The 21,523-nt window shown below is 70.7% G+C and carries 18 protein-coding genes and 1 tRNA gene; 9 read left to right on the forward strand and 10 right to left on the reverse strand.

All coding sequences use genetic code 11. The features are described 5' to 3' along the window. Positions 1 to 219 precede the first annotated feature (219 nt). Positions 220 to 921, forward strand: a complete 702-nt coding sequence (locus HGK34_RS18000) for a uracil-DNA glycosylase (protein ID WP_201850001.1) — start codon at positions 220 to 222, stop codon at positions 919 to 921. Positions 922 to 1,141: 220 nt separating this feature from the next. Next, positions 1,142 to 1,900: an SGNH/GDSL hydrolase family protein gene (locus tag HGK34_RS18005; RefSeq protein WP_372433157.1), complete on the forward strand. Its 759-nt coding sequence runs from the start codon at positions 1,142 to 1,144 to the stop codon at positions 1,898 to 1,900. 184 nt (positions 1,901 to 2,084) lie between these two features. Here HGK34_RS18005 and HGK34_RS18010 read toward each other — a convergent pair. From HGK34_RS18010 to HGK34_RS18020, 3 genes are all read right to left on the reverse strand, one after another. After that, positions 2,085 to 2,160 (reverse strand) — tRNA-Thr (locus HGK34_RS18010). A 142-nt stretch (positions 2,161 to 2,302) separates the two neighbouring features. Continuing rightward, a complete protein-coding gene (locus HGK34_RS18015; protein ID WP_201849960.1) occupies positions 2,303 to 3,181 on the reverse strand; it encodes a DsbA family protein in 879 nt (292 codons plus the stop codon). A 220-nt stretch (positions 3,182 to 3,401) separates the two neighbouring features. Next, positions 3,402 to 5,198, reverse strand: coding sequence for a serine/threonine-protein kinase (locus HGK34_RS18020; protein ID WP_201849962.1), 1,797 nt, complete (start codon positions 5,196 to 5,198; stop codon positions 3,402 to 3,404). A 193-nt stretch (positions 5,199 to 5,391) separates the two neighbouring features. Here HGK34_RS18020 and HGK34_RS18025 point away from each other — a divergent pair, with 193 nt between their 5' ends. The 5 genes from HGK34_RS18025 to rlmB all read left to right on the forward strand — a co-directional run bounded on the left by HGK34_RS18025 (position 5,392) and on the right by rlmB (position 12,946). Next, positions 5,392 to 7,680 carry a bifunctional alpha,alpha-trehalose-phosphate synthase (UDP-forming)/trehalose-phosphatase gene (locus HGK34_RS18025; protein ID WP_280517959.1) on the forward strand — a complete coding sequence of 763 codons (2,289 nt, stop codon included), beginning with the start codon at positions 5,392 to 5,394 and terminating at the stop codon, positions 7,678 to 7,680. Positions 7,681 to 7,851: 171 nt separating this feature from the next. After that, positions 7,852 to 8,961 (forward strand): ABC transporter ATP-binding protein, encoded by a 1,110-nt coding sequence (locus HGK34_RS18030; RefSeq protein WP_201849966.1) that lies wholly within the window; start codon positions 7,852 to 7,854, stop codon positions 8,959 to 8,961. 149 nt (positions 8,962 to 9,110) lie between these two features. Then, complete coding sequence (locus HGK34_RS18035) at positions 9,111 to 10,385, forward strand: DUF4032 domain-containing protein (RefSeq protein WP_201849969.1); 1,275 nt, start codon at positions 9,111 to 9,113, stop codon at positions 10,383 to 10,385. 77 nt (positions 10,386 to 10,462) lie between these two features. Next, a complete protein-coding gene (gene cysS, locus HGK34_RS18040) occupies positions 10,463 to 11,893 on the forward strand; it encodes a cysteine--tRNA ligase (protein WP_201849971.1) in 1,431 nt (476 codons plus the stop codon). 66 nt (positions 11,894 to 11,959) lie between these two features. Then, complete coding sequence (rlmB, locus tag HGK34_RS18045; protein ID WP_201849973.1) at positions 11,960 to 12,946, forward strand: 23S rRNA (guanosine(2251)-2'-O)-methyltransferase RlmB; 987 nt, start codon at positions 11,960 to 11,962, stop codon at positions 12,944 to 12,946. A gap of 88 nt (positions 12,947 to 13,034) precedes the next feature. Here the strand turns inward: rlmB and HGK34_RS18050 are convergent, their stop codons facing one another. The 7 genes from HGK34_RS18050 to HGK34_RS18080 all read right to left on the reverse strand — a co-directional run bounded on the left by HGK34_RS18050 (position 13,035) and on the right by HGK34_RS18080 (position 19,862). Then, the gene (locus tag HGK34_RS18050) at positions 13,035 to 14,312 is read right to left on the reverse strand and encodes a low temperature requirement protein A (RefSeq protein ID WP_244666912.1); all 1,278 of its coding nucleotides are present in this window, start codon (positions 14,310 to 14,312) and stop codon (positions 13,035 to 13,037) included. A 79-nt stretch (positions 14,313 to 14,391) separates the two neighbouring features. Then, a complete protein-coding gene (locus tag HGK34_RS18055) occupies positions 14,392 to 15,675 on the reverse strand; it encodes a type III PLP-dependent enzyme domain-containing protein (protein WP_201849975.1) in 1,284 nt (427 codons plus the stop codon). Between the two features lie 206 nt (positions 15,676 to 15,881). Further along, positions 15,882 to 17,201: a D-arabinono-1,4-lactone oxidase gene (locus HGK34_RS18060; protein WP_201850005.1), complete on the reverse strand. Its 1,320-nt coding sequence runs from the start codon at positions 17,199 to 17,201 to the stop codon at positions 15,882 to 15,884. A gap of 207 nt (positions 17,202 to 17,408) precedes the next feature. Continuing rightward, a complete protein-coding gene (locus HGK34_RS18065; protein WP_201849977.1) occupies positions 17,409 to 18,035 on the reverse strand; it encodes a TetR/AcrR family transcriptional regulator in 627 nt (208 codons plus the stop codon). Next, positions 18,032 to 18,622, reverse strand: coding sequence for a 2-C-methyl-D-erythritol 2,4-cyclodiphosphate synthase (gene ispF, locus HGK34_RS18070; RefSeq protein ID WP_201849979.1), 591 nt, complete (start codon positions 18,620 to 18,622; stop codon positions 18,032 to 18,034). The genes HGK34_RS18065 and ispF overlap by 4 nt, the downstream gene beginning before the upstream one ends. A 15-nt stretch (positions 18,623 to 18,637) precedes the next feature. Beyond that, on the reverse strand, positions 18,638 to 19,345 hold the full coding sequence (ispD, locus tag HGK34_RS18075; protein WP_201849981.1) for a 2-C-methyl-D-erythritol 4-phosphate cytidylyltransferase: 708 nt from the start codon (positions 19,343 to 19,345) through the stop codon (positions 18,638 to 18,640). A gap of 34 nt (positions 19,346 to 19,379) precedes the next feature. Beyond that, positions 19,380 to 19,862 carry a CarD family transcriptional regulator gene (locus HGK34_RS18080; protein WP_192861750.1) on the reverse strand — a complete coding sequence of 161 codons (483 nt, stop codon included), beginning with the start codon at positions 19,860 to 19,862 and terminating at the stop codon, positions 19,380 to 19,382. Positions 19,863 to 20,247: 385 nt separating this feature from the next. Here HGK34_RS18080 and HGK34_RS18085 point away from each other — a divergent pair, with 385 nt between their 5' ends. Together HGK34_RS18085 and HGK34_RS18090 are read left to right on the forward strand one after the other, a co-directional pair. After that, on the forward strand, positions 20,248 to 20,817 hold the full coding sequence (locus tag HGK34_RS18085) for a hypothetical protein (protein WP_201849983.1): 570 nt from the start codon (positions 20,248 to 20,250) through the stop codon (positions 20,815 to 20,817). 151 nt (positions 20,818 to 20,968) lie between these two features. Next, positions 20,969 to 21,505, forward strand: coding sequence for a septum formation family protein (locus HGK34_RS18090; protein WP_201849985.1), 537 nt, complete (start codon positions 20,969 to 20,971; stop codon positions 21,503 to 21,505). Positions 21,506 to 21,523: the final 18 nt, after the last annotated feature.

Here is a 21,523-nt window from a genome sequence, read left to right on the forward strand (position 1 = left end):
AGATGTGTATAAGAGACAGCCCCCAAACAGCCCCCTCAGACCACCTGCCTGCTGACATCGGTTCAGCAGGCTTCCGCAGCCCGTTACTCCGGCTTGAACGGTCGGCTCACGCCTGCTGAGCTCTCCTCAACAGTGGACGGGCGCTGATTCTGCAGGGTGATCGCTGGTAGGCATGCACTTTGTCAGCGTCCCCGAGTAGTGTCCCGACGCGTGGAGACCATGACACCCGATACCGATGAAACCCCCACTCGCAAGCCGTTGTCCGAGGTCGTCGCACCCGACTGGGCCGAAGCCCTGGCCGGGGTCGAACCGCGCATCCACGAGCTGGGAGATTTCCTGCGCGCCGAGAACGCCGCGGGACGGGGATACTTCCCGCCCGGCCCGAACGTCCTCGCCGCGTTCCAGCGGCCGCTCGCCGAGGTCAAGGTGCTCATCGTCGGCCAGGACCCCTACCCGCGCCCGGGCCACGCGATGGGCCTGTCGTTCTCGGTCCAGCCGGATGTCCGTCCGCTGCCGCCGTCGCTGCTGAACATGTACAAGGAGCTGGAGAGCGACCTCGGCCTCCCGATGCCGTCCAACGGCGATCTGCGCCCGTGGGCGGACCAGGGCGTGATGCTCCTGAACAGGGTGCTGACCTGCCAGCCTGGCAAGTCGGACTCCCATGCCGGCAAGGGCTGGGAGGACGTCACCGAGGCCGCCATCAAGGCTCTCGCGGCACGCGGCGGCCCACTGGTCGCGGTGCTGTGGGGCGCCAAGGCACGCAACCTGAAGAAGTTCCTCGGCGATGTGCCGATCGTGGAGAGCGCGCACCCCTCTCCCCTGTCGGCCCGCAACGGCTTCTTCGGCTCCAAGCCGTACTCCCGCGTCAACACCCTCCTGGAGGAGCAGGGCGCCACCCCCATCGACTGGCGCCTGCCGTGACGCGCTGAACGGTGCGTGGCGTGCCTCACGCCCGGATACCTGGTACTGGACTGCACAGGACCCGGCGTCCCACGCAAGAATGTGCACCGTGAGCGCGACTTCTCCCCAGCACCCCGAAGCTTCGCCAGACCAGGCGCCGGCGACACCGCCGGCCGGACCGGCGTCGTCCGCCGACGCCGCGGCCTCCCCCACACCCCCGCGCTGGACGCGGTACGTCGCGATCGGCGACTCGTTCAGCGAGGGGTTGTGGGACCCGTATCCCAGCCTGGACGACACACAGCGCGGCTGGGCGGACCGCCTCGCGACGTCGCTCAGCGAGCGTCGCACCGCGGGCGGCGAACCCGCGATCGAGTACGCCAACCTCGCGATCCGCGGACGCCTGCTGCGCCCCATCATCGCGGAGCAGCTCGATACCGCACTCGCGATGAAGCCGGATCTCGTCTCCCTGGTCGGCGGCGGCAACGACATCCTGCGCCCCGGGGTGGACCTGGAGGCGATCTGCGCGGCACTCGAGGACGCGGTCGCGAAGATCCGCGCGACCGGCGCGGACGTGCTCATGGGCACCGGGTTCAAGGCAGGCGGCACACTGGCCTGGACCAACGGCAGGGTCGGCGTCTACAACGCGAACATCTGGTCGATCGCACGGCGTCGGGGCGCCCACGTGCTCGACCTCTGGGGCACCCGCTCCCTCTTCGATTTTCGCCTCTGGGCCGGTGACCGCATCCATCTCCTCCCGGAGGGCCACGAACGCGTCAAGAACGCCGCGCTCGTCGGCCTCGGCCTGCCGCCCGACGACGACACCTGGGACGAGCCTCTGCCCCCGGCGCCGCGACAGACTCGCATCGAGGCCACGAAGGCGAATGCGGCCTGGGCCAAGGAGCACGTCGCGCCATGGGTGAAGCGCCGGGTCACCGGCACGTCGTCGGGCGACGGCCGCACCGCGAAATGGCCGACCGCAGAGCCCTGGCCGCGCGCCTGAGCCGACGACACGGAACAACACCGCGCGACACGACGGGCCGGGGCGACGCCGGCCACCGGTGCGAGCCGTCCAGGAGGGCGCTGCCGAGGGCAGCACCACGGACGCGATGACACCGGGGTTTCCGCTGGGTTCGCACCACGAAACGCAGTGAGAAGGCCCGGAATCCTCAGGATTCCGGGCCTCGTGGAGCCGCCTGTCGGGTTCGAACCGACGACCTTTCGCTTACAAGGCGAGCGCTCTACCAGCTGAGCTAAGGCGGCGATGCCAGGGCCACGGACGGCCCGAGCGGGGTACAGCCTAGTGCACACCACGGGCACGTGAGCGGGATGCTTGCCGGCCGGCGCGAGCCGTCTCGGCGAGCATCCCGCTCGTCACGCTTCCGGGGCGGTGGTCAGGCCGCCGTCACCCGTCCGACGAGCCGTCGGAGGAGCCGCTGTCCCCGGACGAGCCCTCGTCCGCCGACCCGTTGCCGGAGCCCGCGGCGGTGATCGCCGTCGCCAGCGCGCCCGGCGTGGACCAGTCATCGATCCGCTCCCCGCCGAGCATGACGGTCGGGGTACCGAACTGGCCGGTCTGCGGGTTGGCCAGTTCCTCGGCCGACGTGGCCTGGTCGGTCGAAGCCGTCACCCAGTCGCGGTACGCCTCGGTGGCCTCGCCGTCGGCGATGCCCTTCGCGACGTCGGCCGGGACGCCCGCCTGCTCGGCGAATCCGGCGAGCTGGTCGTCGCTCAGACCGGCCGAGTTCTCGGCGGGCTGGTTCGCGAACAGGAGGTCGTGGTACTCGACGAAGGCCTCGGGCGCCTTGTCGGCCACCCATGCGGCCGAGGACGCCGCGCGTGTCGAGTACTCCGTGCCGCTGGACATGCGGTCCAGGATCGCCACCGGGTGCACCACGAGGGCGACCTCGCCCGACTCACGCAGCTGCGCGATGTCCGCACCGTTCATCTGCTCGAACTGACCGCAGATGGGGCACATGAAGTCGACGTAGACGTCGAGCTGGGGCGCTCCGTCGACCAGCGTTCCCGCCGCGCCGTTCTCGTCCACCGGGATGCCTGTCTCGTCCACGACCCCGGCGGGAATCGCGTCCGCCTTCTCCATGTCCGTCTTCTGCGACTCCGCGAAGAGCAGCCAGATCGCGACGCCCAGACCGACGATGAGCAGCCCAAGGATGCTGAGGGTCACGATCCGGTACATCCGCTCGCGCCCCTGCGCCTTCTTCTGCATCGCGAGGGCCTCGGCGCGGGCGGCCTCGCGCCGCTGTGCCTTGGTCATGTTCGACATCGAGTCCTTCTCCTCGGTGCGCGGCCCGCCGGGCCGGCAGCTTCCAGCGCCACGGTGGTGGCACCTCCCGGCGATCCGTCACCGGCGCGTCACAGCCTATCCACTGCGTCCTGGGAACGACCTGGGCATCGCATCACTATTCCGTGACGGTCCCGACATGCGACGACGGTCCCGAACAGCGGCGATCAGGAGGCCGCGGCACAGCATCCTGAGGCGAATGTCACCGCACGTCAGGCCGCTCCGTGAGCGGCCACCAGTCGATCACCAGCGGATCTGCCACGATTGCCGCCGCGCCGAGCCCGACCGCCACCAGCGCGAGCACCACGACGACTCCCGCGCCGGCCCAGCCCGGCGCCACCGTCGCCAGCAGCGCCTTGCTGCCCTCGCGCGTGCGGCGCGCCACCGGCCCCCACCAGACGAGCAGGACCGTGACGAGCATGGCCAGGGCGAGCACCCAGGTGTCCACGATCGAGTCGTTCGTGCCGCCCACGGAACGCGACGCGAGATCGTCGAGCGGCAGGACGATCACCCGCCCCGGGGCGAACAGCCAGAGCCCGCCGAGCGCCACGATCGCCCCGACCGCGCTCGCGATGAGCGCGGCGGGCAGCACCCCGAACACGGAGCGCACCAGGAACCACGGCATCAGGAGGGCTGCACGCCCCTTCCCGCCCGATGACGTCCCGCGCCTCATCCGCCAGTCCCACACCTCGTTCGCGGCCGTCCCGGAGGCTCGGCACAGCACGCACAGGACCAGGAACGTCGCGAGCGCCCACCCCGGCCGGGTCGCGGCGAGCGCCACGAGCGCACCGCCCACGGCGGTGATGGTGCCGGTCCGTGACGGATACGTCCGCATCGGCCCGACGGCGTGCGTGGGCGCGGACCCCACGGTCCCCGAGGGCGGGGCGCTCGGGGCACCGGGGCCGGTCGCCGAGGCTCCGGGACCTCCCGCGCCCCACGGCATGGTTCCCCGCACACCCCCGACCGGATGGCTCCGCACGGACCGGCCCTGCACCACCGGCTCGACGGCGGTCGTGTCGGGCTCCGCCGCGGGCGCGACCGGCTCCACGACCGCCGTCGGCCCGGCCATCACCTGGGTCCGCCGGTCGCCGACGTCGTCGGCGGGCGTGCTCGGGTCGGCGGCATGCGCCGCCGCGATGAACGCCTCGGATGCCGCGCGCAGCGATCTCGCCACCTCCGTGGGCCCCCAGCGCGCCTCGGGCGCGGGGCGGAGGGCCGCCTCCAGCGCCCGGGAGACACGTGGTTCGAGTCCGGCGAGATCCGCCTTGCCCTCGCGCGAGCGCCGCAGCACGAGCTCGAGCGGCCGGACGCCGAACGGTGAACGCCCGGTCGCCGCGAAGGCGAGCACGGCGGCCCAGCTCCACCAGTCGGTGTTGGGCGCGGGCTCGCCGCCGTCGAGCAGCTCGGGAGCGAGATAGCCCGGGGTCCCCATGACGTACCCGGTGCGGGTGGATCGCGCGTCCCCGGGCCCGTGCGCGAGCCCGAAGTCGATGACCACCGGGCCGTGAGGGGAGATCAGGACGTTCGACGGCGTCAGGTCACGGTGCACGACGCCGGCCGCGTGCACGGCTTCCAGGGCGTCGGCGAGCTGGTCCGCGAGCTCGTAGAGGTCGCGGGGGTCGAGCGGTCCACGGTCGTCGACCTCCTGCTCCAGTGTGGGTCCCTCGACGAGGTCGGTGACGATGAACGCCTCGGTGGCGTCGAGCTCGACGTCGAGCACGCCGGCCACGGCCGGGTGGTTGAGCCGTTGCAGCGCCCTGGCCTCGCGGCGGAGCCGCTCGCGCGCCCCGGCCTCGTCCCGTCCCGGCGTCAGCAGCTTGAGCGCGACGTCGTTGCCGCCGCCGTCGGTGGCGCGGTACACGGTCCCCATCGCGCCGCTGCCGATCCGCTCGGTCACCGTGTATCCGCCGACGACGGAGCCGACGGCGTGCTCACGGACCGCCGCGGTGCCGCCGCCTGCCCGCTGTTCGGTGCCGCCCACAGCTCCTTCTGCTCCCATGGGGCAAACGCTAGCGGGCGATTCCGGCCATCGCGCGGCAACTCACCCGTATTCGCCCTTCTGACCAGCAACGGAGCACCAATTTCGCCAGAAATGGGGTGATGGACATTACTGCGCAACCTTCTTGGGCATCGCTACTCTGAACAAGGCAAGCGGGAGTCAAAGCAGTCAATACAGATTGAGGTGCAGATCGTTGCCAGGCAAAGACGGATACGACCTCGTCGTGGTGGCCAACCGCCTCCCCGTCGATTTTTCTGTGAGTCCCGCCGGCGACCTGACCTGGCAGCGTTCACCAGGCGGCCTCGTCACCGCCCTGGAGCCGGTGATGCAGCAAGAGGAGGGAGCCTGGGTCGGCTGGTCGGGCGCCCCGGATCTCACCCACGAGCCGTTCGACGCCGATGGCATGCGCCTCGTTCCGGTCACGCTCAGCCCCGACGAGATCGAGCGCTACTACGAAGGTTTCTCGAACGACACCTTGTGGCCGCTTTACCACGACGTCATCGCGCCGCCCACCTACCACCGCCAGTGGTGGGACGCGTACCGGCGGGTCAACCAGCGGTTCGCCGACGCCGCTGCCGAGCAGGCCGCGCAGGGCGCCACCGTCTGGGTGCACGACTACCAGCTGCAGCTCGTGCCCCGGATGCTTCGGGACCTGCGGCCTGACCTGCGCATCGGGTTCTTCGACCACATCCCGTTCCCGCCGGTGGAACTCTTCGGCCAGCTCCCCTGGCGCCGTCAGATCGTGGACGGCCTGCTGGGCGCCGACGTCATCGGTTTCCAGCGCAACGGCGACGCCGCGAACTTCGTCCGGGCGGTTCGCCGGATCACCGACTACACGACCCGCGGGCCGGTGATCACCATGCCCGACGCCGAGGGCCGTCCGGGCCGTCACGTCCGCGCGCAGGCGTTCCCCATCTCCATCGACTCGCGGCGCTTCGACGAGCTGGCCCGCTCGCCCGAGGTGCAGCACCGCGCGAAGGAGATCCGCTCCGACCTCGGCGACCCGGAGACCGTGTTCCTCGGCGTCGACCGGCTGGACTACACCAAGGGGATCCGCCACCGGATCAAGTCGTACGGCGAGCTCCTGGAGGACGGGAGGCTGGACGTCACCCGGGCCACGCTGGTGCAGGTGGCCAGCCCGAGCCGGGAGAACGTCGGTGCCTACCAGGACCTGCGCGAGCACGTGGAGATCCTGGTGGGCCGCATCAACGGCGAGTTCGGCGAGCTCGGCCACTCCGCCATCCACTACCTGCACCACTCCTACCCGTCCGAGGAGATGGCCGCCCTGTACCTCGCGGCGGACGTCATGCTCGTGACCGCGCTGCGCGACGGCATGAACCTCGTGGCGAAGGAGTACGTCGCGGCCCGGAGCGACGAGCGCGGCGTACTCGTGCTCTCGGAGTTCACCGGCGCCGCCGACGAGCTGTCACCCGGGCCGCTTCTGGTCAACCCCCACGACATCGACGGGATGAAGGACATCATCGCCGCGGCCGCCGCCATGGACCCGAAGGAGCAGCGCCGACGCATGCGCCGACTGCGTCGCAAGATCATGTCCGACGACGTCGCCAAGTGGTCCGAGTCCTTCCTCTCCGTGCTCTACGCCGTGCAGCCGCCGGCCGCGGCAGAACCACGCAGCTCGGAGCCCACCGGAACGCTGCCCGACTCGCTGAGGGCCTTCGCCGCCCAGCCCGCGGGCCGCCGACGCCGGAAGAACGCGAGGCCTGCCGTCGCCTGGCTGATCGCGTGCGACTTCGACGGCACCCTCTCCCAGCTCGTGGACGACCCGAAGGCGAGCCGTATGACGCCGGCCGCGCGGGCCGCCGTCGACCGCATCGCCGACCTCGCCGACGACCTGCCCGTGCGCTTCTCCCTCGTCTCGGGCCGCGACCTGAAGGACCTGGCGCAGGTGACCGAGGCACCTCCCGGCACGTTCCTCGTCGGTTCCCACGGTGCCGAGACGGGCCGCGTGACCGCCGAGGGCATCCAGTCGGTACCGCTTCAGCTCTCCCCCGCACAGCACACCCAGCTCGACGCCCTCATCGCGGGCTTCGAGGCGGCCGCTGCGGAGCGCGAAGGCGTGTGGGTACAGATCAAGCCCGGGGCCGCCGTCGTCCACACCCGCCTGGCGGGCGCCGACGACGCCGCGGCGGTCACGGTGGCGGCCGACGAGGTCGCCGCGAACCTCGGGCTGCAGCCCATGCACGGCAAGGACGTGGTCGAGGTGTCCGTGGTCTCGACCTCGAAGGGCGAGGCGCTGCGGCAGTTGCGCGACGTCGTCGCCGACGAGACCGGGGCACAGACCGTACGGATCTTCTACTCCGGGGACGACACGACCGACGAGCACGCCTTCGCCGCGCTGGAGGCCGGCGACCTGGCCGTCAAGGTCGGCACGGGCGACTCCCTGGCCCAGCACCGGGTTCCGGACGCGGACACGCTCGCCGTGGTCCTGGAGCGCCTTGCCGACGAGCTGACCCGGCCGTGACCGCGCTCACCCTGGTCAGGAGGTACCTTGACCGCCCAATAGTGGATCGGAGCCCATAACGGGGTACGATCACGCTGCAATCTGTGTCACCGCCGACACGCAAGTGGAAGCAACGACACCCGACACAACGGATCGTCCGGCACGTACCTGCCGGTGGAGGGAAGTCTCACCATGGCTACGGTCACTTTCGACAAGGCGACGCGCGTCTACCCGGGCACGGAGCGCCCGGCCGTCGACCAGCTCGACCTGCACATCGAGGACGGCGAGTTCCTCGTCCTCGTCGGCCCCTCGGGCTGCGGTAAGTCCACGTCGCTGCGCATGCTCGCAGGCCTCGAGGACGTCAACGGCGGTGCCATCCTCATCGGTGACCGTGACGTCACCGACGTGCAGCCCAAGGACCGCGACATCGCGATGGTCTTCCAGAACTACGCGCTGTACCCGCACATGTCCGTGGCGGACAACATGGGCTTCGCGCTCAAGATCGCGGGCACACCGAAGGCGGAGATCCGCCAGCGGGTCGAGGAGGCGGCGAAGATCCTCGACCTCACCGAGTACCTCGACCGCAAGCCGAAGGCGCTGTCCGGTGGTCAGCGTCAGCGTGTCGCCATGGGCCGCGCCATCGTGCGCCAGCCGCAGGTGTTCCTCATGGACGAGCCGCTGTCCAACCTGGACGCCAAGCTCCGCGTGCAGACCCGTACGCAGATCGCCTCGCTCCAGCGTCGTCTCGGCGTCACCACGGTGTACGTCACGCACGACCAGACCGAGGCCCTCACCATGGGTGACCGCATCGCCGTGCTGTCGGCCGGCGTCCTGCAGCAGGTCGGCACGCCGCGCGAGATGTACGACAAGCCGGCCAACGTGTTCGTCGCGGGCTTCATCGGCTCCCCGGCCATGAACATCGGCACCTTCGACGTCACCGACGGCAAGGCGCAGGTGGGCGGCGCGTCCATCACCCTGGACCGCGCGGTCGCGGACGGCATCACGCCGGCCGACGGCGGCCGGGTGACCCTGGGCTTCCGCCCCGAGTCGCTCGACGTGGTCTCCTCGGGCAGCGAGGGCGCCTTCGAGGTCGACGTCACGCTCGTCGAGGAGCTCGGCTCCGACGCGTTCGTCTACGGCACGCTGAAGAACGGCGGTGACCTGCACGCCGGTGACAGCAACCAGGTGATCGTGCGGATCGACCCGCGCAACGTGCCGGACAAGGGCGACACGATCTCGGTCACGATCAAGCCGGAGCAGACGCACGCGTTCTCCGCCGCCACGGGTGAGCGCCTGGGCTGATCGTCCCGAGCCCGCCACGGATCGCGGCGGGACAGCACCTTGGCTGCGCCGTACCGCCGGTACGGCAACGTCGTGACACAGCGCCGTAGGGGTACTCGACCTCTACGGCGCTGTGCCGCTCCACGCCAGCACCGACCCGGGAGACAGGGATGACCCACAACCTGCAGATCACCGCCGCGCGGCCGGACCCCGCGCTGCTCGACCTGCCCTGGGACACCCCTCTGATCTCGTGGCCCGACGACGTGCTGGCCGCCCTCCCCCGCGGTATCTCCCGCCACGTGGTCCGGTTCGTCCGGCTCTCGGGACGCGTGCTCGCCATCAAGGAGATCGGCGAGTCGGTCGCCTACCGCGAGTACGAGCTGCTCCGGCGGCTGAACCGCCTGGACGTCCCCTCCGTGGTGCCCGTCGGGGTGATCACCGGGCGGCGCGACGCGAACGGCGAACGGCTCGAGGCAGTCCTGGTCACCGAGCACCTGCAGTTCTCCCTGCCTTACCGCGCGCTGTTCAGCCAGTCGCTGCGGCCGGACACGGCCACCCGCCTCATCGACGCCCTCGCCGTGCTCCTCGTCCGCCTCCACCTGGTGGGCTTCTATTGGGGTGACGTGTCGCTGTCCAACACCCTCTTCCGGCGCGACGCCGAGACCTTCTCCGCCTACCTGGTCGACGCCGAGACCGGCGACCTGCACCGCGAGCTCACGCCGGGGCAGCGCAACTACGACATCGACCTGGCACGCACCAACATCATCGGCGAGCTGATGGACCTCGCGGCGGGCGAGATGCTCGACGAGGAGGTCGACGAGGTCGGTATCGGCGACGCCCTCGTCGAGCGGTACAACGAGCTGTGGGAGGCCCTGACGGGCGCCGAGTACTTCGTCGCCGACGACCGCTGGCGGGTCGACGCGCACATCGAGCGCCTCAACCGTCTCGGGTTCGACGTCGGCGAGCTCGAGATGACCACCGACATCGACGGCACGACCGTGCGGATCCAGCCCAAGGTGGTCGACGCCGGCCACCACTCCAACCGGCTCTTCCGCCTCACGGGGCTCGACGTCCAGGAGAACCAGGCGCGCCGGCTGCTCAACGACCTCGACTCGTACGCCGCGGCGACGGGGCGGCAGAACGACAGCGAGCAGCTGGTGGCCCACGACTGGCTGCGCAAGGTCTTCGAGCCGACGGTGAACGCCGTCCCGCGCGATCTGCGGCGCAAGCTGGAACCCGCGCAGATCTTCCACGAGGTGCTGGACCACCGGTGGTTCATCTCCGAGCGCGCGGGCCGTGACATCCCGCTCCCGGAGGCCGTCGCCTCCTATGTCGAGGATGTGCTGCGGCACCGGCCCGACGAGAAATCACTCCTCGGTCTCCCGCCGGGCGAGCGCCCCTCGGAGGACGATCCGGAGTCGGACTACTTCCACCTCTCGACGTGACGTCCGGCTCCGTCGGCGTGATGCACGCCTGTGGAAGACCCGCCGCGTGCGGCCCTCGCCGCCGGTAGGCTGGTCAAGTGAACATTCGCCTGTACGACACCGCCACGCGGGAAGTGCGTGACTTCCACCCCGTCACTCCGGGTGAGGCCAGCATCTACCTGTGTGGCGCCACCGTGCAGAGCGCGCCTCACGTCGGTCACCTCCGCCCGGCAGTCGCCTTCGACGTACTGCGCCGCTGGCTGACCCGCCAGGGCCTGAAGGTGACCTTGATCCGGAACGTCACCGACATCGACGACAAGATCCTCGCCAAGGCGTCCGCCGCCGGCGTCGAGTGGTGGGAACACGCCGCACGGTTCGAGCGCGCCTTCTCGCGCGCCTACGATGCGCTCGGCGTCCTGCCGCCCACGTACGAGCCCCGGGCCACCGGCCACGTTCCCGAGATGGTGGCCCTGATGCAGGATCTGATCGACGCCGGCCACGCGTACGTCGGCACCGAGGGCAACGTCTGGTTCGATGTCCGGTCCTGGCCCGCCTACGGCGAGCTGACCAGGCAGAAGCTGGAGGACCTGGGTGTCGAGGACGAGGCGGCAGCAGCCGACACGGTCGCCGCGCAGAAGCACGACCCGCACGACTTCGCCCTGTGGAAGGCACCGCGCCCGGGCGAACCGGCGACGGCGTCCTGGACCACCCCCTGGGGACGCGGACGGCCCGGCTGGCATCTGGAGTGCTCGGCGATGGCACGCCGCTACCTGGGCCCGGAGTTCGACATCCACGGTGGCGGCCTCGACCTGCGGTTCCCCCACCACGAGAACGAGCAGGCACAGTCCCGCGCCGCCGGGGACGCCTTCGCGCATTCCTGGATGCACATCGCGTGGGTGACCCAGCAGGGCACGAAGATGTCGAAGTCGCTGGGCAACGGGCTGCTGGTGAACGAACTGCTGGACCATGCGCCGGCCGCGGCGGTGCGCTACGCGCTGGTGTCCGTGCAGTACCGTTCGATGCTGGAGTGGGCCCAGGACACCCTGGACGAGGCACACGCCACCTGGGACCGGCTGGCCGGGTTCGTCACCCGGGCCACGGAGGTGGTGGGTGCTGTTCCCACCGACGAGGTCGCCAAGGCGGACGTCCCGGAGGACTTCGCCGCCGCCATGAACGACGATCTCAACACTCCGGCCGCGCTCGCCGTAGTCCACGAACGTCTGCGCGCCGGGAACAGTGCGCTGGCGGCCGGTGACACCGACGCGGCGCGTGCCGAGCTGGTGGCGGTCCGTGCGATGCTGGACGTGCTCGGGCTCGACCCGGCCGATCCGCAGTGGGCCACGCCGTCCGGCGATCGGCACGCCGCAGCACTCGACGCTCTGGTCACGGCCGAGCTGGAGGCCCGTGTGGCCGCGCGGGCCGCGAAGGACTGGGCCACGGCGGATGCCATCCGCGACCGGCTCACCGCCGCGGGCATCGAGGTCCAGGACTCCGCCGACGGCGCCCGGTGGGCACTGGCCGGGTCCTGACCGGACCGCCTCCGGGCGGAGACTGGCCGTAGCAATCGCCGCGTAGCGGCCGGAAGGAATGTCACGATGGCAGGTAACTCGGAGCGCCGCGGTGCGACGCGCAAGCCCGGCTCCAAGAAGGGCCCGCAGGTCGGCACCGGCGGTCACAGCCGCAAGGCGCTGCGCGGCAAGGGACCGACGCCGAAGGCGGAGGACCGCGTCTATCACCCCGCGCACCAGCGCAAGCTTGTGTCCGAGAGGCGTGCCGCCCGGCAGGAGCAAAGCCGGCCGGCACGCGGTCCCGCCGCGAAGACCAAGCGTCGCGGCGACGCGACCGAGATCGTGGCGGGGCGCAACGCCGTGCTCGAGGCGTTGCGCGCCGAGATGCCGGTGACCTGCGTGTACATCGCGTCCCGTCTGGATGCCGACGATCGCACCGAGGAAATCCTGAAGCTCGCGGCCGCGCGGTCCCTGAAGTTCGTCGAGGGTTCCAAGCTGGAGCTCGACCGGTTGACGGACAACGCCGTGCACCAGGGCATCGCGATCCAGGTCCCGCCGTACGAATACGCGGACGCCGAGGACCTGCTCGACGCGGCGGCGGCCACGGGCCGTCCTCCGCTCGTCGTGGCGCTCGACGGCGTGACCGATCCACGCAACCTCGGTGCCGTGCTGCGGTCCGCCGGGGCATTCGGCGCACACGGCGTCCTGGTGCCGGAACGCCGGGCGGCTGGCATGACGGCGTCGGCCTGGAAGGTGTCCGCCGGTGCGGCCGCCCGCGTCCCCGTTGCCCGGGCGACGAACCTCACCCGGGAGCTGGAGGCGCTGAAGAAGGCCGGCTGCTTCGTGGTGGGGCTCGACGCCGGTGGCGACACGGAGATCGGCGACGTCGCCTTCGCGGCCGACCCGCTGGTCCTGGTGGTGGGTTCGGAGGGCAAGGGCCTGTCCCGGCTGGTACGCGAGGCCTGTGACGCCGTGGCGTCCATCCCGATCGCCGCCGCCACGGAGTCCCTCAACGCCGCGGTGGCGGGCGGCATCGCCCTCTACGAGGTGGCCCGGAAGCGCCGCGAGAACTGAGAGTCGTCGCAGGCCGCACGGCCGGACGTCGGCTCGCGGAGCAGGAGGCTCTCGGCGGGGGCAGCGGCTGTCCCCGCCGGTCTACGGTCTACGAGACGGCGTCGACCAGCCGGGCGACATGCCGGTGGCCGGCGAGTTCGTAGCCCACCACGCTCACGGTCGGTGCCAGCATCACCAGGACCAGGCACCAGGCCATCCCCACCCCCGCACCGGCTGCGGCAACGGCCACGGCAAGCAGCGCCACCGTGCCCACCACGATCCCCGTGTGCAGCCGGTCCACGCTGCGGGTCACCGCCACGAAGATCAGGTGGTCGGCCAGCACGAAGACTCCGACCGGCACGGCGACGGCCAGCACCGTACCGATCGCGTCCAGGCTGGTCTCCCCCTCCAGGTAGGAGGCGGCGACATGCAGCCCTGACCCGACTGCCGCGAGTGCCGCGTAGATCACGATGTGCCCGTAGCCCCAGCCGAACGACCGCTCACGGTGTGCGTGCAGCATCGCGGCGGCCGGGGTGATCCAGTAGGTCCACCAGAGCCCGAACGTCAGGCCCATCCCGGCGAACGCCACGAGGGCGGCGTCGAGGGTCCAGCCGTGGCCCTCCACGACGGCGCTCAGTGAGGCCACCGTACCGATGACGCCCTCGCCGAGCGTGATGATGGCGAGCAGCCCGTAGCGCTCCACGATGTGGTGCGGGTGCCACGGGGTGCCGCGCCGCACCACACCCTCCGGGGACGAGCCCGCCTGCTCGGCATCTGACCGCACCACTCGCTCGGCCATCCACGGCCCCGCCATCTCGACGACCATCAGCGCCGGGCCGACCATGAAGAATGCCGCCGCGCTGGTGGGAAGGGCTGCGAGCACCACCCAGCCGATCTGGCTCACCACGAGCGTCCGAACATATGCGAGGCAGGCGGATCGGTGCTCGGGCGACTGGACGGCCGCGCGCAGCCACTGCACGAGCATCGCCAGGCGCATGACGACATAGCCGGCCACCATGACCTCGTTGTGCAGGAGCCCGCCCGCGTCGAGACTGTGGAACATCTCCGGCAGTCCCAGAGCCAGCACCATGACGCCGATCATCTGCACCATGGTGGTCACCCGGTAGAACCAGTCGTCGGTGTCGAAGGCGGAGGCGAACCAGGTGAAGTTGATCCACGCCCAGCACACCGCGAACATCGCGAAGACGAACCCGATCACCGCCGGAGCCGTATGACCTTCGGTCATCAGGTGTGCCGCCTGCTCGCCGGCAACGCTGAAGGCGACGACGAACGTCAGGTCGAACAGTAGTTCGAGCGGGGTTGCCGTGCGGTGTGACTCGTGTGGATCCCGTCCCCGCATGGGCCGGACGCGATGGTGTAAAGCCATGGCCTCATCCTGCCCGAGGCCTGTCTGGAGAGGCCACCGTGGCCGGGCGGGCTGGTGAGGAGACCGGCCGGTGAGGTGGTCAGCCGAAGTTCTTGCCCTCACCGCGGTAGGTCGGGACCGTCTCGACGATCTCGTCGCCGCGGACGAGGTGCACCTCGTCGAAGCGTTCCATCAGCTCGCCGGCCTTCGCGTGCCGGAACCAGACACGGTCTCCCAGGTGCAGCTCCTCCTGCCCGCCGGAGCCGCGGCGGTGCGACCGCAGGGGCGTCTGCACCTCTCCGACCCCCTCCGATCCGGTGAGCTTCCAGCCGGGTGTCACGAGGCGCGGCAGTCGGGAGACCGCGGCGGGACCAGACGCGACATAGCCGCCGGCGAACGCCGTCACCCAGCCGGGCGCCGGCTCCCGCACGACGTCGAGCCCGAAGAAGGCGGCGGGCCGCGGCCGGAATGCCCGGTAGGCGTCGAACAGGCCGGGCGTGTACAAACCCGAGCCCGCTGTCACCTCGGTGACGCCGGGCCCGGCCGCAGAGGTCTCGAGCGATCCCGTCCCGCCGGAGTTCACCAGGTCGAGCTCGTGCCCGACGGCCTCCCGGGCGGCTGCCACAAGTCCGGGCCGACGACGATCGAGGTCACGTACCGAGAGCTGCTTCACCAGGCGGACGGCCGGGCTGGAGTCGGGCAGTCCCGCGACCTGCGCCTCGTAGAACATGAGGCCACGCAGTCGCACGCCCCGCGTGCGAGCCACGCGAGAGGCGAGGCGTCCGACATCGTCGGGCGTGCGCAACGGTGAGCGCCGGACGCCGAGATGAGCCGACGCCAGCCGGAGGCTCGCGTCGATGTCGAGGCACACCTGAAGCGACGGCGGCGCCTCCGCGGAGGCCGGCATGCCACCGCTCTCGGGCACGCCACTGCTCTCGGGCACGAGCGCCCCGTCGCCGGGACCTGCGGCGAAGCCGGCCATGGCCCTCGCGCCGGCGATCGCCTCCGCGATGAGATCCAGCTGCGCGGTCGAATCGATCATCAACGTCACCGCATGCCGCGCCACGGGGTCCGCGGCGAGTTCGGCAAGCGTGCCGCGGTCGGCCGTCGGGTATCCGACCAGGATGTCGTCGACACCCTGGGAGGCGAGCCACTGCGCCTCGCGCGGCGAGTAGGCCATGACGCCGGAGAACCCCGCCCCGAGCGCGCGGCCCACGAGCGACCGGACCCGGACGGACTTGCTGGCCAGCCGCACGGGCGTACCGCCGGCGCGGGCCAGCAGATCACGGATGTTCGCGTCGAGCCGGTCGAGATCCACCGCGGCGACGGGAGCGGGCAGGTGCGCGGTCGCCGCCGACAGCCGTGCCGTCAGCGGAGCGGCCATGGCTTCGCCCTCGCCTCCGCTGCGCCTCGGCCTCATCCGATCTGTCGCGGCCTCGCCCTCGCCTCCGCTGCGGGCACGTACCTCGTCCCTCGGCCCGTACCCTCCGCTGCGCCTCGGCCTCATCCGATCTGTCGCGGCCTCGCCCTCGCCTCCGCTGCGGGCACGTACCTCGTCCCTCGGCCCGTACCCTCCGCTGCGCCTCGGCCTCATCCGAGCACCTTACGGGTGTAGCGGTTGTGGAACACGCCCTCCGGGTCGTGTTCCAGACGCACGCGGGCGGCGTCGTCGAACCGAGGGTAGAGAGGGGCGAGATCGTCGGCGTCGCGGGTGTGCATCTTGCCCCAGTGCGGCCGTCCGCCGGCGGTGACGAAGATGCGCTCGGCGGCCTCGAAGTACCGCGAGTACGGGAGCCGCCAGTACTGGTGAACCGCGACGTAGGCGGTCTCCCGGCCGTGGGCGGTGGACAGCCAGACGTCGTCGGGCGCGGCGAACCGCACCTCGATCGGGAACGGCACGTTCTCCCCGGAGCTGCGCAGCCAGTCGTCCACCTCGGTGATGACGTCTCGCACGCTCTCACGGGGGATCGCGTACTCCATCTCGCGGAACCGCACCCGACGTCGCGTGCAGAACACCTGGTACGACGGCGCCTGGTACGTCCTCGCCGACAGCGCGCGGGCGGAGACGGCGTTGAGTCGCGGCGTCAGCCCGCCGAAAGCGGTAGCGGTCCGGTTGATCATCTCGAAGGCGCCGTTGGACAGGACCTCCTCGTCGAGGAAGGAACGGGCCGCGCGGGCCGCCCGGGCCACTCGCCCCTCGTCCGCCGGAGCGACCCGCGTGTTCCGCAGCGTGAGTGCACGCCCCGTGACGGGGAAGAAGTAGAGCTCGAAGTGGTCGCTCGTCGCGACGGCACCGTCCGGCCCGTCCAGGGACTCCAGCGCCTCGGACAGCGGCACAGGATGCTCCTCGGCCCGCAGGTCGTACGCCGGCACGGCCTCCAGGGTCACGGCGCTGAGGATCCCCGTGGTTCCCAGGCCGAGACGCGACGCCTCGAAGAGCGGGTCGCCGGGTCCGACGTCGTGCACCGTGCCGTCCACGCCGACCACCCGCAGGCCCCTCACCTGGGTGGCGAGCCCGCCGAACCGGGCACCGGTGCCGTGCGTTCCCGTGGAGATAGCACCTGCGATCGACTGTCGGTCGATGTCGCCGAGGTTGCGCATCGCGAGCCCGCGCTCGGCGAGCAGGCGGTTGAGCTGATGCAGCCGTATCCCCGCGCCGACGGTGACGAGCGTGTTCCCCGTCTCGGGGTCGTTCTCCGTGCGTTCGAGGCCTCTCAGATGGTCGAGGCCCAGCAGGACCCCCGACGTCGTCGCGGCGGGCGTGAACGAGTGTCCCCCGCCGACGGCGCGCACGGACCGGCCGTCGGCGGCCGCTCTCGCGATCACCTCGGCGAGCTCCGCCTCGGACCGGGGCTCGGCCCGGCCTGCCGGGCTGCACGTAGCGGTGCGAGCCCAGTTGCTCCAGGTCAGCGGCTGGGACGTAGGGGGGCGGTGAACGACGTCGGACACGGGGGCACTATCCCACGCCCTGGTCGCCACGAACAGGGGTCAAGGGCGAGTTCGTCGCCGAGGCTCTTCCCGGCCCCAGCCCCGGCCCGGGCCACGACGACCACCGGCCCGCGCCCACCGGCCGAGGGCAGGCGGTCAACGGTCAACGGTCAACGGTCAACGGCACCCTCACTCGCGGTCGAAGGCTGGCTTCATGTAGTTGAGCACCAGACGGGCCAGCTCGTCGAAGGCCTTCTGCGCGGCGTCGTCGTCCCGGTCCACGAGCCAGCCGATCTCGATCCCGTCGATCTGCTGGGCGACGAAGCGCGCCAGGAAGTCGATGTCCACCGAGAAGCGGGACGCGCCGCGGTCGGCGAGCTTGTTCAGGTACTCACGGGTGAACCGGTAGCTCTGGTCCAGATGCGCCTGAGCAACCTCCCGCAGGACGCGGGAGCGCACCCCGGCCAGAGCGAACTCGAACGTCAGGAGCCGCATGTGCTGGTTCTGCTTCAGGCCGTCGAGCAGCGACTTCGCAGACGCCTCGACGAGCGCCTCCGGGTCGTGCCCCTGGTCAAGCGCTGCGAGGGCCGGTTCCGAGGCCGTCAAGGCGATGGCGCGCCCCATCGCGCGCAGCATCTCCGCCTTGTCCTCGAAGCAGTAGTGCACGGTGCCCAGCGAGATCTCAGCCTCCTGGGCCACGGCACGCACCGACACCGCTTCCACCCCCTCCCGGAGGGCGACCCGCAACCCGGCCTCGACGATCTCCTGGCGACGCTCCTCGAGCGTCTTGCGTCTACTCGCTCGGACCTCCGTCATGAGACAGCTCCGCCCGGCCTCTCCACGCCCGATGCCTCGCCACCGGACCCGGCAGGCGTGGCCGGCTCGGCGGGTACGACCAGTGCGGGGAACACCAGCGCGGTGGCGATCGCCGCGACGCCCTCGCCACGCCCAGTGAGCCCCAGCCCGTCGGTCGTGGTCGCGGAAACGTTGACGGAGGCGCCCGCAGCGGCGCCGAGCGCGGCCGCGGCCGCGGCACGGTGCGGACCGATCCTGGGGCGGTTCCCGATCACTTGAACAGACACATTCCCAATGGTGAACCCTGCGGCGCGAACTCGCCGAGCGGCCTCGGTCAGAAGCCTCGTCCCGGACGCCCCGGACCACTCGGGCTCGGAGGTGCCGAAGTTCGTCCCGAGATCACCGATCCCGGCCGCGGCGAAGAGCGCATCGGCTGCGGCGTGCGCGGCGACGTCGGCATCGGAGTGCCCGGCCAGGCCTCGTTCACCGGGCCAGTGCAGGCCGCCGAGCCACAGCTCGCGGTCGGAGCCCTCGGGGGCGAAGGCGTGCACGTCCGTCCCGATACCGATGCGCGGCACGGGGTACGAAGCTGCGGGTGCGCCGTTCACGCTTGATCCTCCCACTCAGTCCTCCAGCTCAAGGGCTGCGACGCGCAGGTCGCGCTCCGTGGTGATCTTGGCGGCGGCCGCATCGCCTCGCACGATGTGAACGGGCTCGCCCAGCGCCTCGACGAGTCCGGCGTCATCCGTGGCGGCTGCCAGCTCCGAGCCAGAGCGGCCCTCGCCGGCCTTGTGGGCGCGTTCCAGGAGTTCCCGGGTGAAGCCTTGCGGCGTCTGCACCGCGCGCAGCACTGCACGGTCCGGGGTCCCCAGGACGAGCTCGGCACCATCGCCGGGTACCACCTGTTTGACGGTGTCGGTGACGGGGAGTCCGGGTACGACGGCATCGTGGCCGGCCCGAACGGCGGCCACGACCCGCCTGACGAGATCCTCGGGAACAAGCGGGCGGGCGGCGTCGTGCACGAGAACGACGTCATGTCCCGCGCCTGCCGCGGCAAGGCCCGCGGCTACGGACGCCTGGCGCGTCGGGCCACCGTCGACCACGGTGACGGGAACGGTCACATATGCATCGGCGGTGAGAAGTTCGGCCACGACGTCCCGGAGTCCGCCGGGTGCGGTGACGATGAGAGCATCGACCACGCCCGATCCGGCCAGCCTGCGTGCCGCATGGAGAACGAGTGGGAAGCCACCGAGATCGACGAGTGCCTTGGGCAAGTCACGCCCCAGACGTGCCCCCGATCCGGCGGCGGTGAGGATCGCGAGCGTCGTCATGTCCGGACCCGCCCGTGGGGGGTCACAAAGGTGATCAGCCGGCTAGGACCTCGTCGAGGATGGCTTCGGCCTTCTCCTCCTCGGTCTTCTCCGCGAGCGCGAGCTCGGAGATCAGGATCTGCCGAGCCTTGGCCAGCATGCGCTTCTCACCGGCGGACAGGCCACGGTCGGCATCGCGACGGGAGAGGTCCCGGACGACCTCGGCAACCTTGATCACGTCACCGGAAGCCAGCTTCTCGAGGTTCGCCTTGTAGCGGCGCGACCAGTTGGTGGGCTCTTCCGTGTACGGCGCGCGCAGCACCTCGAAGACACGCTCGAGGCCCTCCTGGCCGACGACGTCGCGCACCCCGACGAGGTCGACGTTCTCCGCCGGAACCTCGATCGTCAGGTCACCCTGAGCAACCTTGAGCTTGAGGTACATCTTCTCCTCGCCCCGGATCTTGCGGGTCTTGACCTCCTCGATCAGCGCCGCGCCGTGGTGCGGGTAGACAACAGTCTCGCCTACTGTGAACGTCATCTGCAGATGTCCCCTTTCCAGGACACAAGGTTACCACGTGACGGCCCTCGGTTTTCTTGACCACGCCAAGTTCGGAAGCCGTGCTGACATTGGTATTCCTGCAGGTCAGCGGCGACTTCTTGGACGTATTGGTGCACACCGGCAACCGTGGACACGCCCGGTCGCATCGATCTGATCACACACTCTTGACCCAATTTTTGATTCGTACAGAATGACGTCTGCCCAATTCTCTCCACATGCCGCCTCGGGGCGAGCCTCCGGCGGCGGCACCGGTGACACACACCACTGTTCAACTCACCCGCGGGGCGCCGCACGACGCACCGTCGCGGTCGCGGACCACTAGGATGTTGGCTGATCCACAGCCTTGACCTCCAGGGAGTAGACCGTGTCCCGTCGCACCACCGCCCTCCGACGCGCCCGCACCGTCGCGGTCGCGGCCGTCACCGCGGCGGGTGCCGCCCTCCTGTCGGCATGCGCCCCCACCACCACCGCGATCAACTACTCGCCGTCCGACGGTGTCACGGTGTCCGTGGGTGCCGAGAACGACAAGGAGTTCACCGACCTGCGGGGGATCAACCTCATGGTCGTCTCCCAGGAGGAAGGCGCGGCCGGCAGCCTGCTCGGCGCGCTGGCCAACGACACCCAGGCCGACGCGACGTTCACCCTCGCCCCGGAGGGTGTCACCCCGGTCACCTTCGAGGTCGCCGCCGGTGAGACCCTCTACCTCGGCGGTGAGTCCGGCGAGCCCGTCCTGTTCGACGTCGTGCCCGCCGCACCTGGCGCCAGCCTCCCCGCGACTCTCGAGGCGGGCGGCATGGTGCAGGACTTCGACCTGCCGGTGCTCAGCGGTGAGCTCTCCGAGTACGCGCCCTACGTGCCGAGCCCGATGCCGTCGGAGTCGGCCACGCCGGACATGTCCGTGGCACCGGACGCATCGGCCACGCCGGAGGCCTGAGAGGCTTCGCGGGATTCCCCTGCTGTTGGAGCGATCTCGCCGATTTCCTTCGCTCCGGACAACTCCGGCCGCTAGGGTCTTGGTGGGCGATCCGTCCAGGTTTTCCCTCCCGACCACGCGGGATGATCTCTTTCCCTGAAGGGCTCGAAGTTTGCTTCAGCGCACCAACCTCCCCTCCACCCGCCGCGCTCGCGCCGCGGCCACCGTCGTCGGCGCCGTCCTGGCCGCCGGCGTCTTCTCAGGATGCTCGGCGATCGACGGATTCCTGGAGGGGAGTTCCAACGAGGCTCCCCGCGATGAGAACGGCAACATCACCGAAGCGTCCGACGCCGACGCCATGGCCGTGGAGATCGGGGACTGCCTCGACATCGCCGAGCTCGAGAACCAGGCCACGTTCACCGACCTGCCCGTCATGCCCTGCGACGAGGAGCACACCGGCGAGATCTACGCCGAGAAGGACCTCGCCAACGGCACCTACCCGGGCGAGGAGGACGTCACGAACGAAGCGGACACGTTCTGCGAGAACGAGTTCGAGACGTTCGTGGGCACGCCCTACTCGGAGTCCGAGCTGTACTTCTGGTCCTTCTACCCGACCAAGGAGAGCTGGCGGCAGGACGACCGGACCATCCAGTGCGTCCTGGAGTCGGAGCAGCCGGTCACCGAGACCCTGAAGGGCGTCGCCCGCTGACGACCGGAGAACACGCCG

The organism is Myceligenerans indicum, from assembly GCF_016742955.1.
In the GTDB taxonomy this organism is placed as follows: Bacteria; Actinomycetota; Actinomycetes; order Actinomycetales; family Cellulomonadaceae; genus Myceligenerans; species Myceligenerans indicum.

Excerpts from the sequence above, each read along its gene's own strand:
- HGK34_RS18065 (WP_201849977.1), bottom strand. The coding sequence starts at position 18,035 with ATGACGGAGGTCCGAGCGAGTAGACGCAAGACGCTCGAGGAGCGTCGC.
- HGK34_RS18050 (WP_244666912.1), bottom strand. The coding sequence starts at position 14,312 with ATGGCTTTACACCATCGCGTCCGGCCCATGCGGGGACGGGATCCACAC.
- HGK34_RS18030 (WP_201849966.1), top strand. The coding sequence starts at position 7,852 with ATGGCTACGGTCACTTTCGACAAGGCGACGCGCGTCTACCCGGGCACG.
- HGK34_RS18055 (WP_201849975.1), bottom strand. The coding sequence starts at position 15,675 with ATGGCCGCTCCGCTGACGGCACGGCTGTCGGCGGCGACCGCGCACCTG.
- HGK34_RS18080 (WP_192861750.1), bottom strand. The coding sequence starts at position 19,862 with ATGACGTTCACAGTAGGCGAGACTGTTGTCTACCCGCACCACGGCGCG.
- ispD (WP_201849981.1), bottom strand. The coding sequence starts at position 19,345 with ATGACGACGCTCGCGATCCTCACCGCCGCCGGATCGGGGGCACGTCTG.
- rlmB (WP_201849973.1), top strand. The coding sequence starts at position 11,960 with ATGGCAGGTAACTCGGAGCGCCGCGGTGCGACGCGCAAGCCCGGCTCC.
- HGK34_RS18015 (WP_201849960.1), bottom strand. The coding sequence starts at position 3,181 with ATGTCGAACATGACCAAGGCACAGCGGCGCGAGGCCGCCCGCGCCGAG.
- HGK34_RS18035 (WP_201849969.1), top strand. The coding sequence starts at position 9,111 with ATGACCCACAACCTGCAGATCACCGCCGCGCGGCCGGACCCCGCGCTG.
- HGK34_RS18020 (WP_201849962.1), bottom strand. The coding sequence starts at position 5,198 with ATGGGAGCAGAAGGAGCTGTGGGCGGCACCGAACAGCGGGCAGGCGGC.
- HGK34_RS18000 (WP_201850001.1), top strand. The coding sequence starts at position 220 with ATGACACCCGATACCGATGAAACCCCCACTCGCAAGCCGTTGTCCGAG.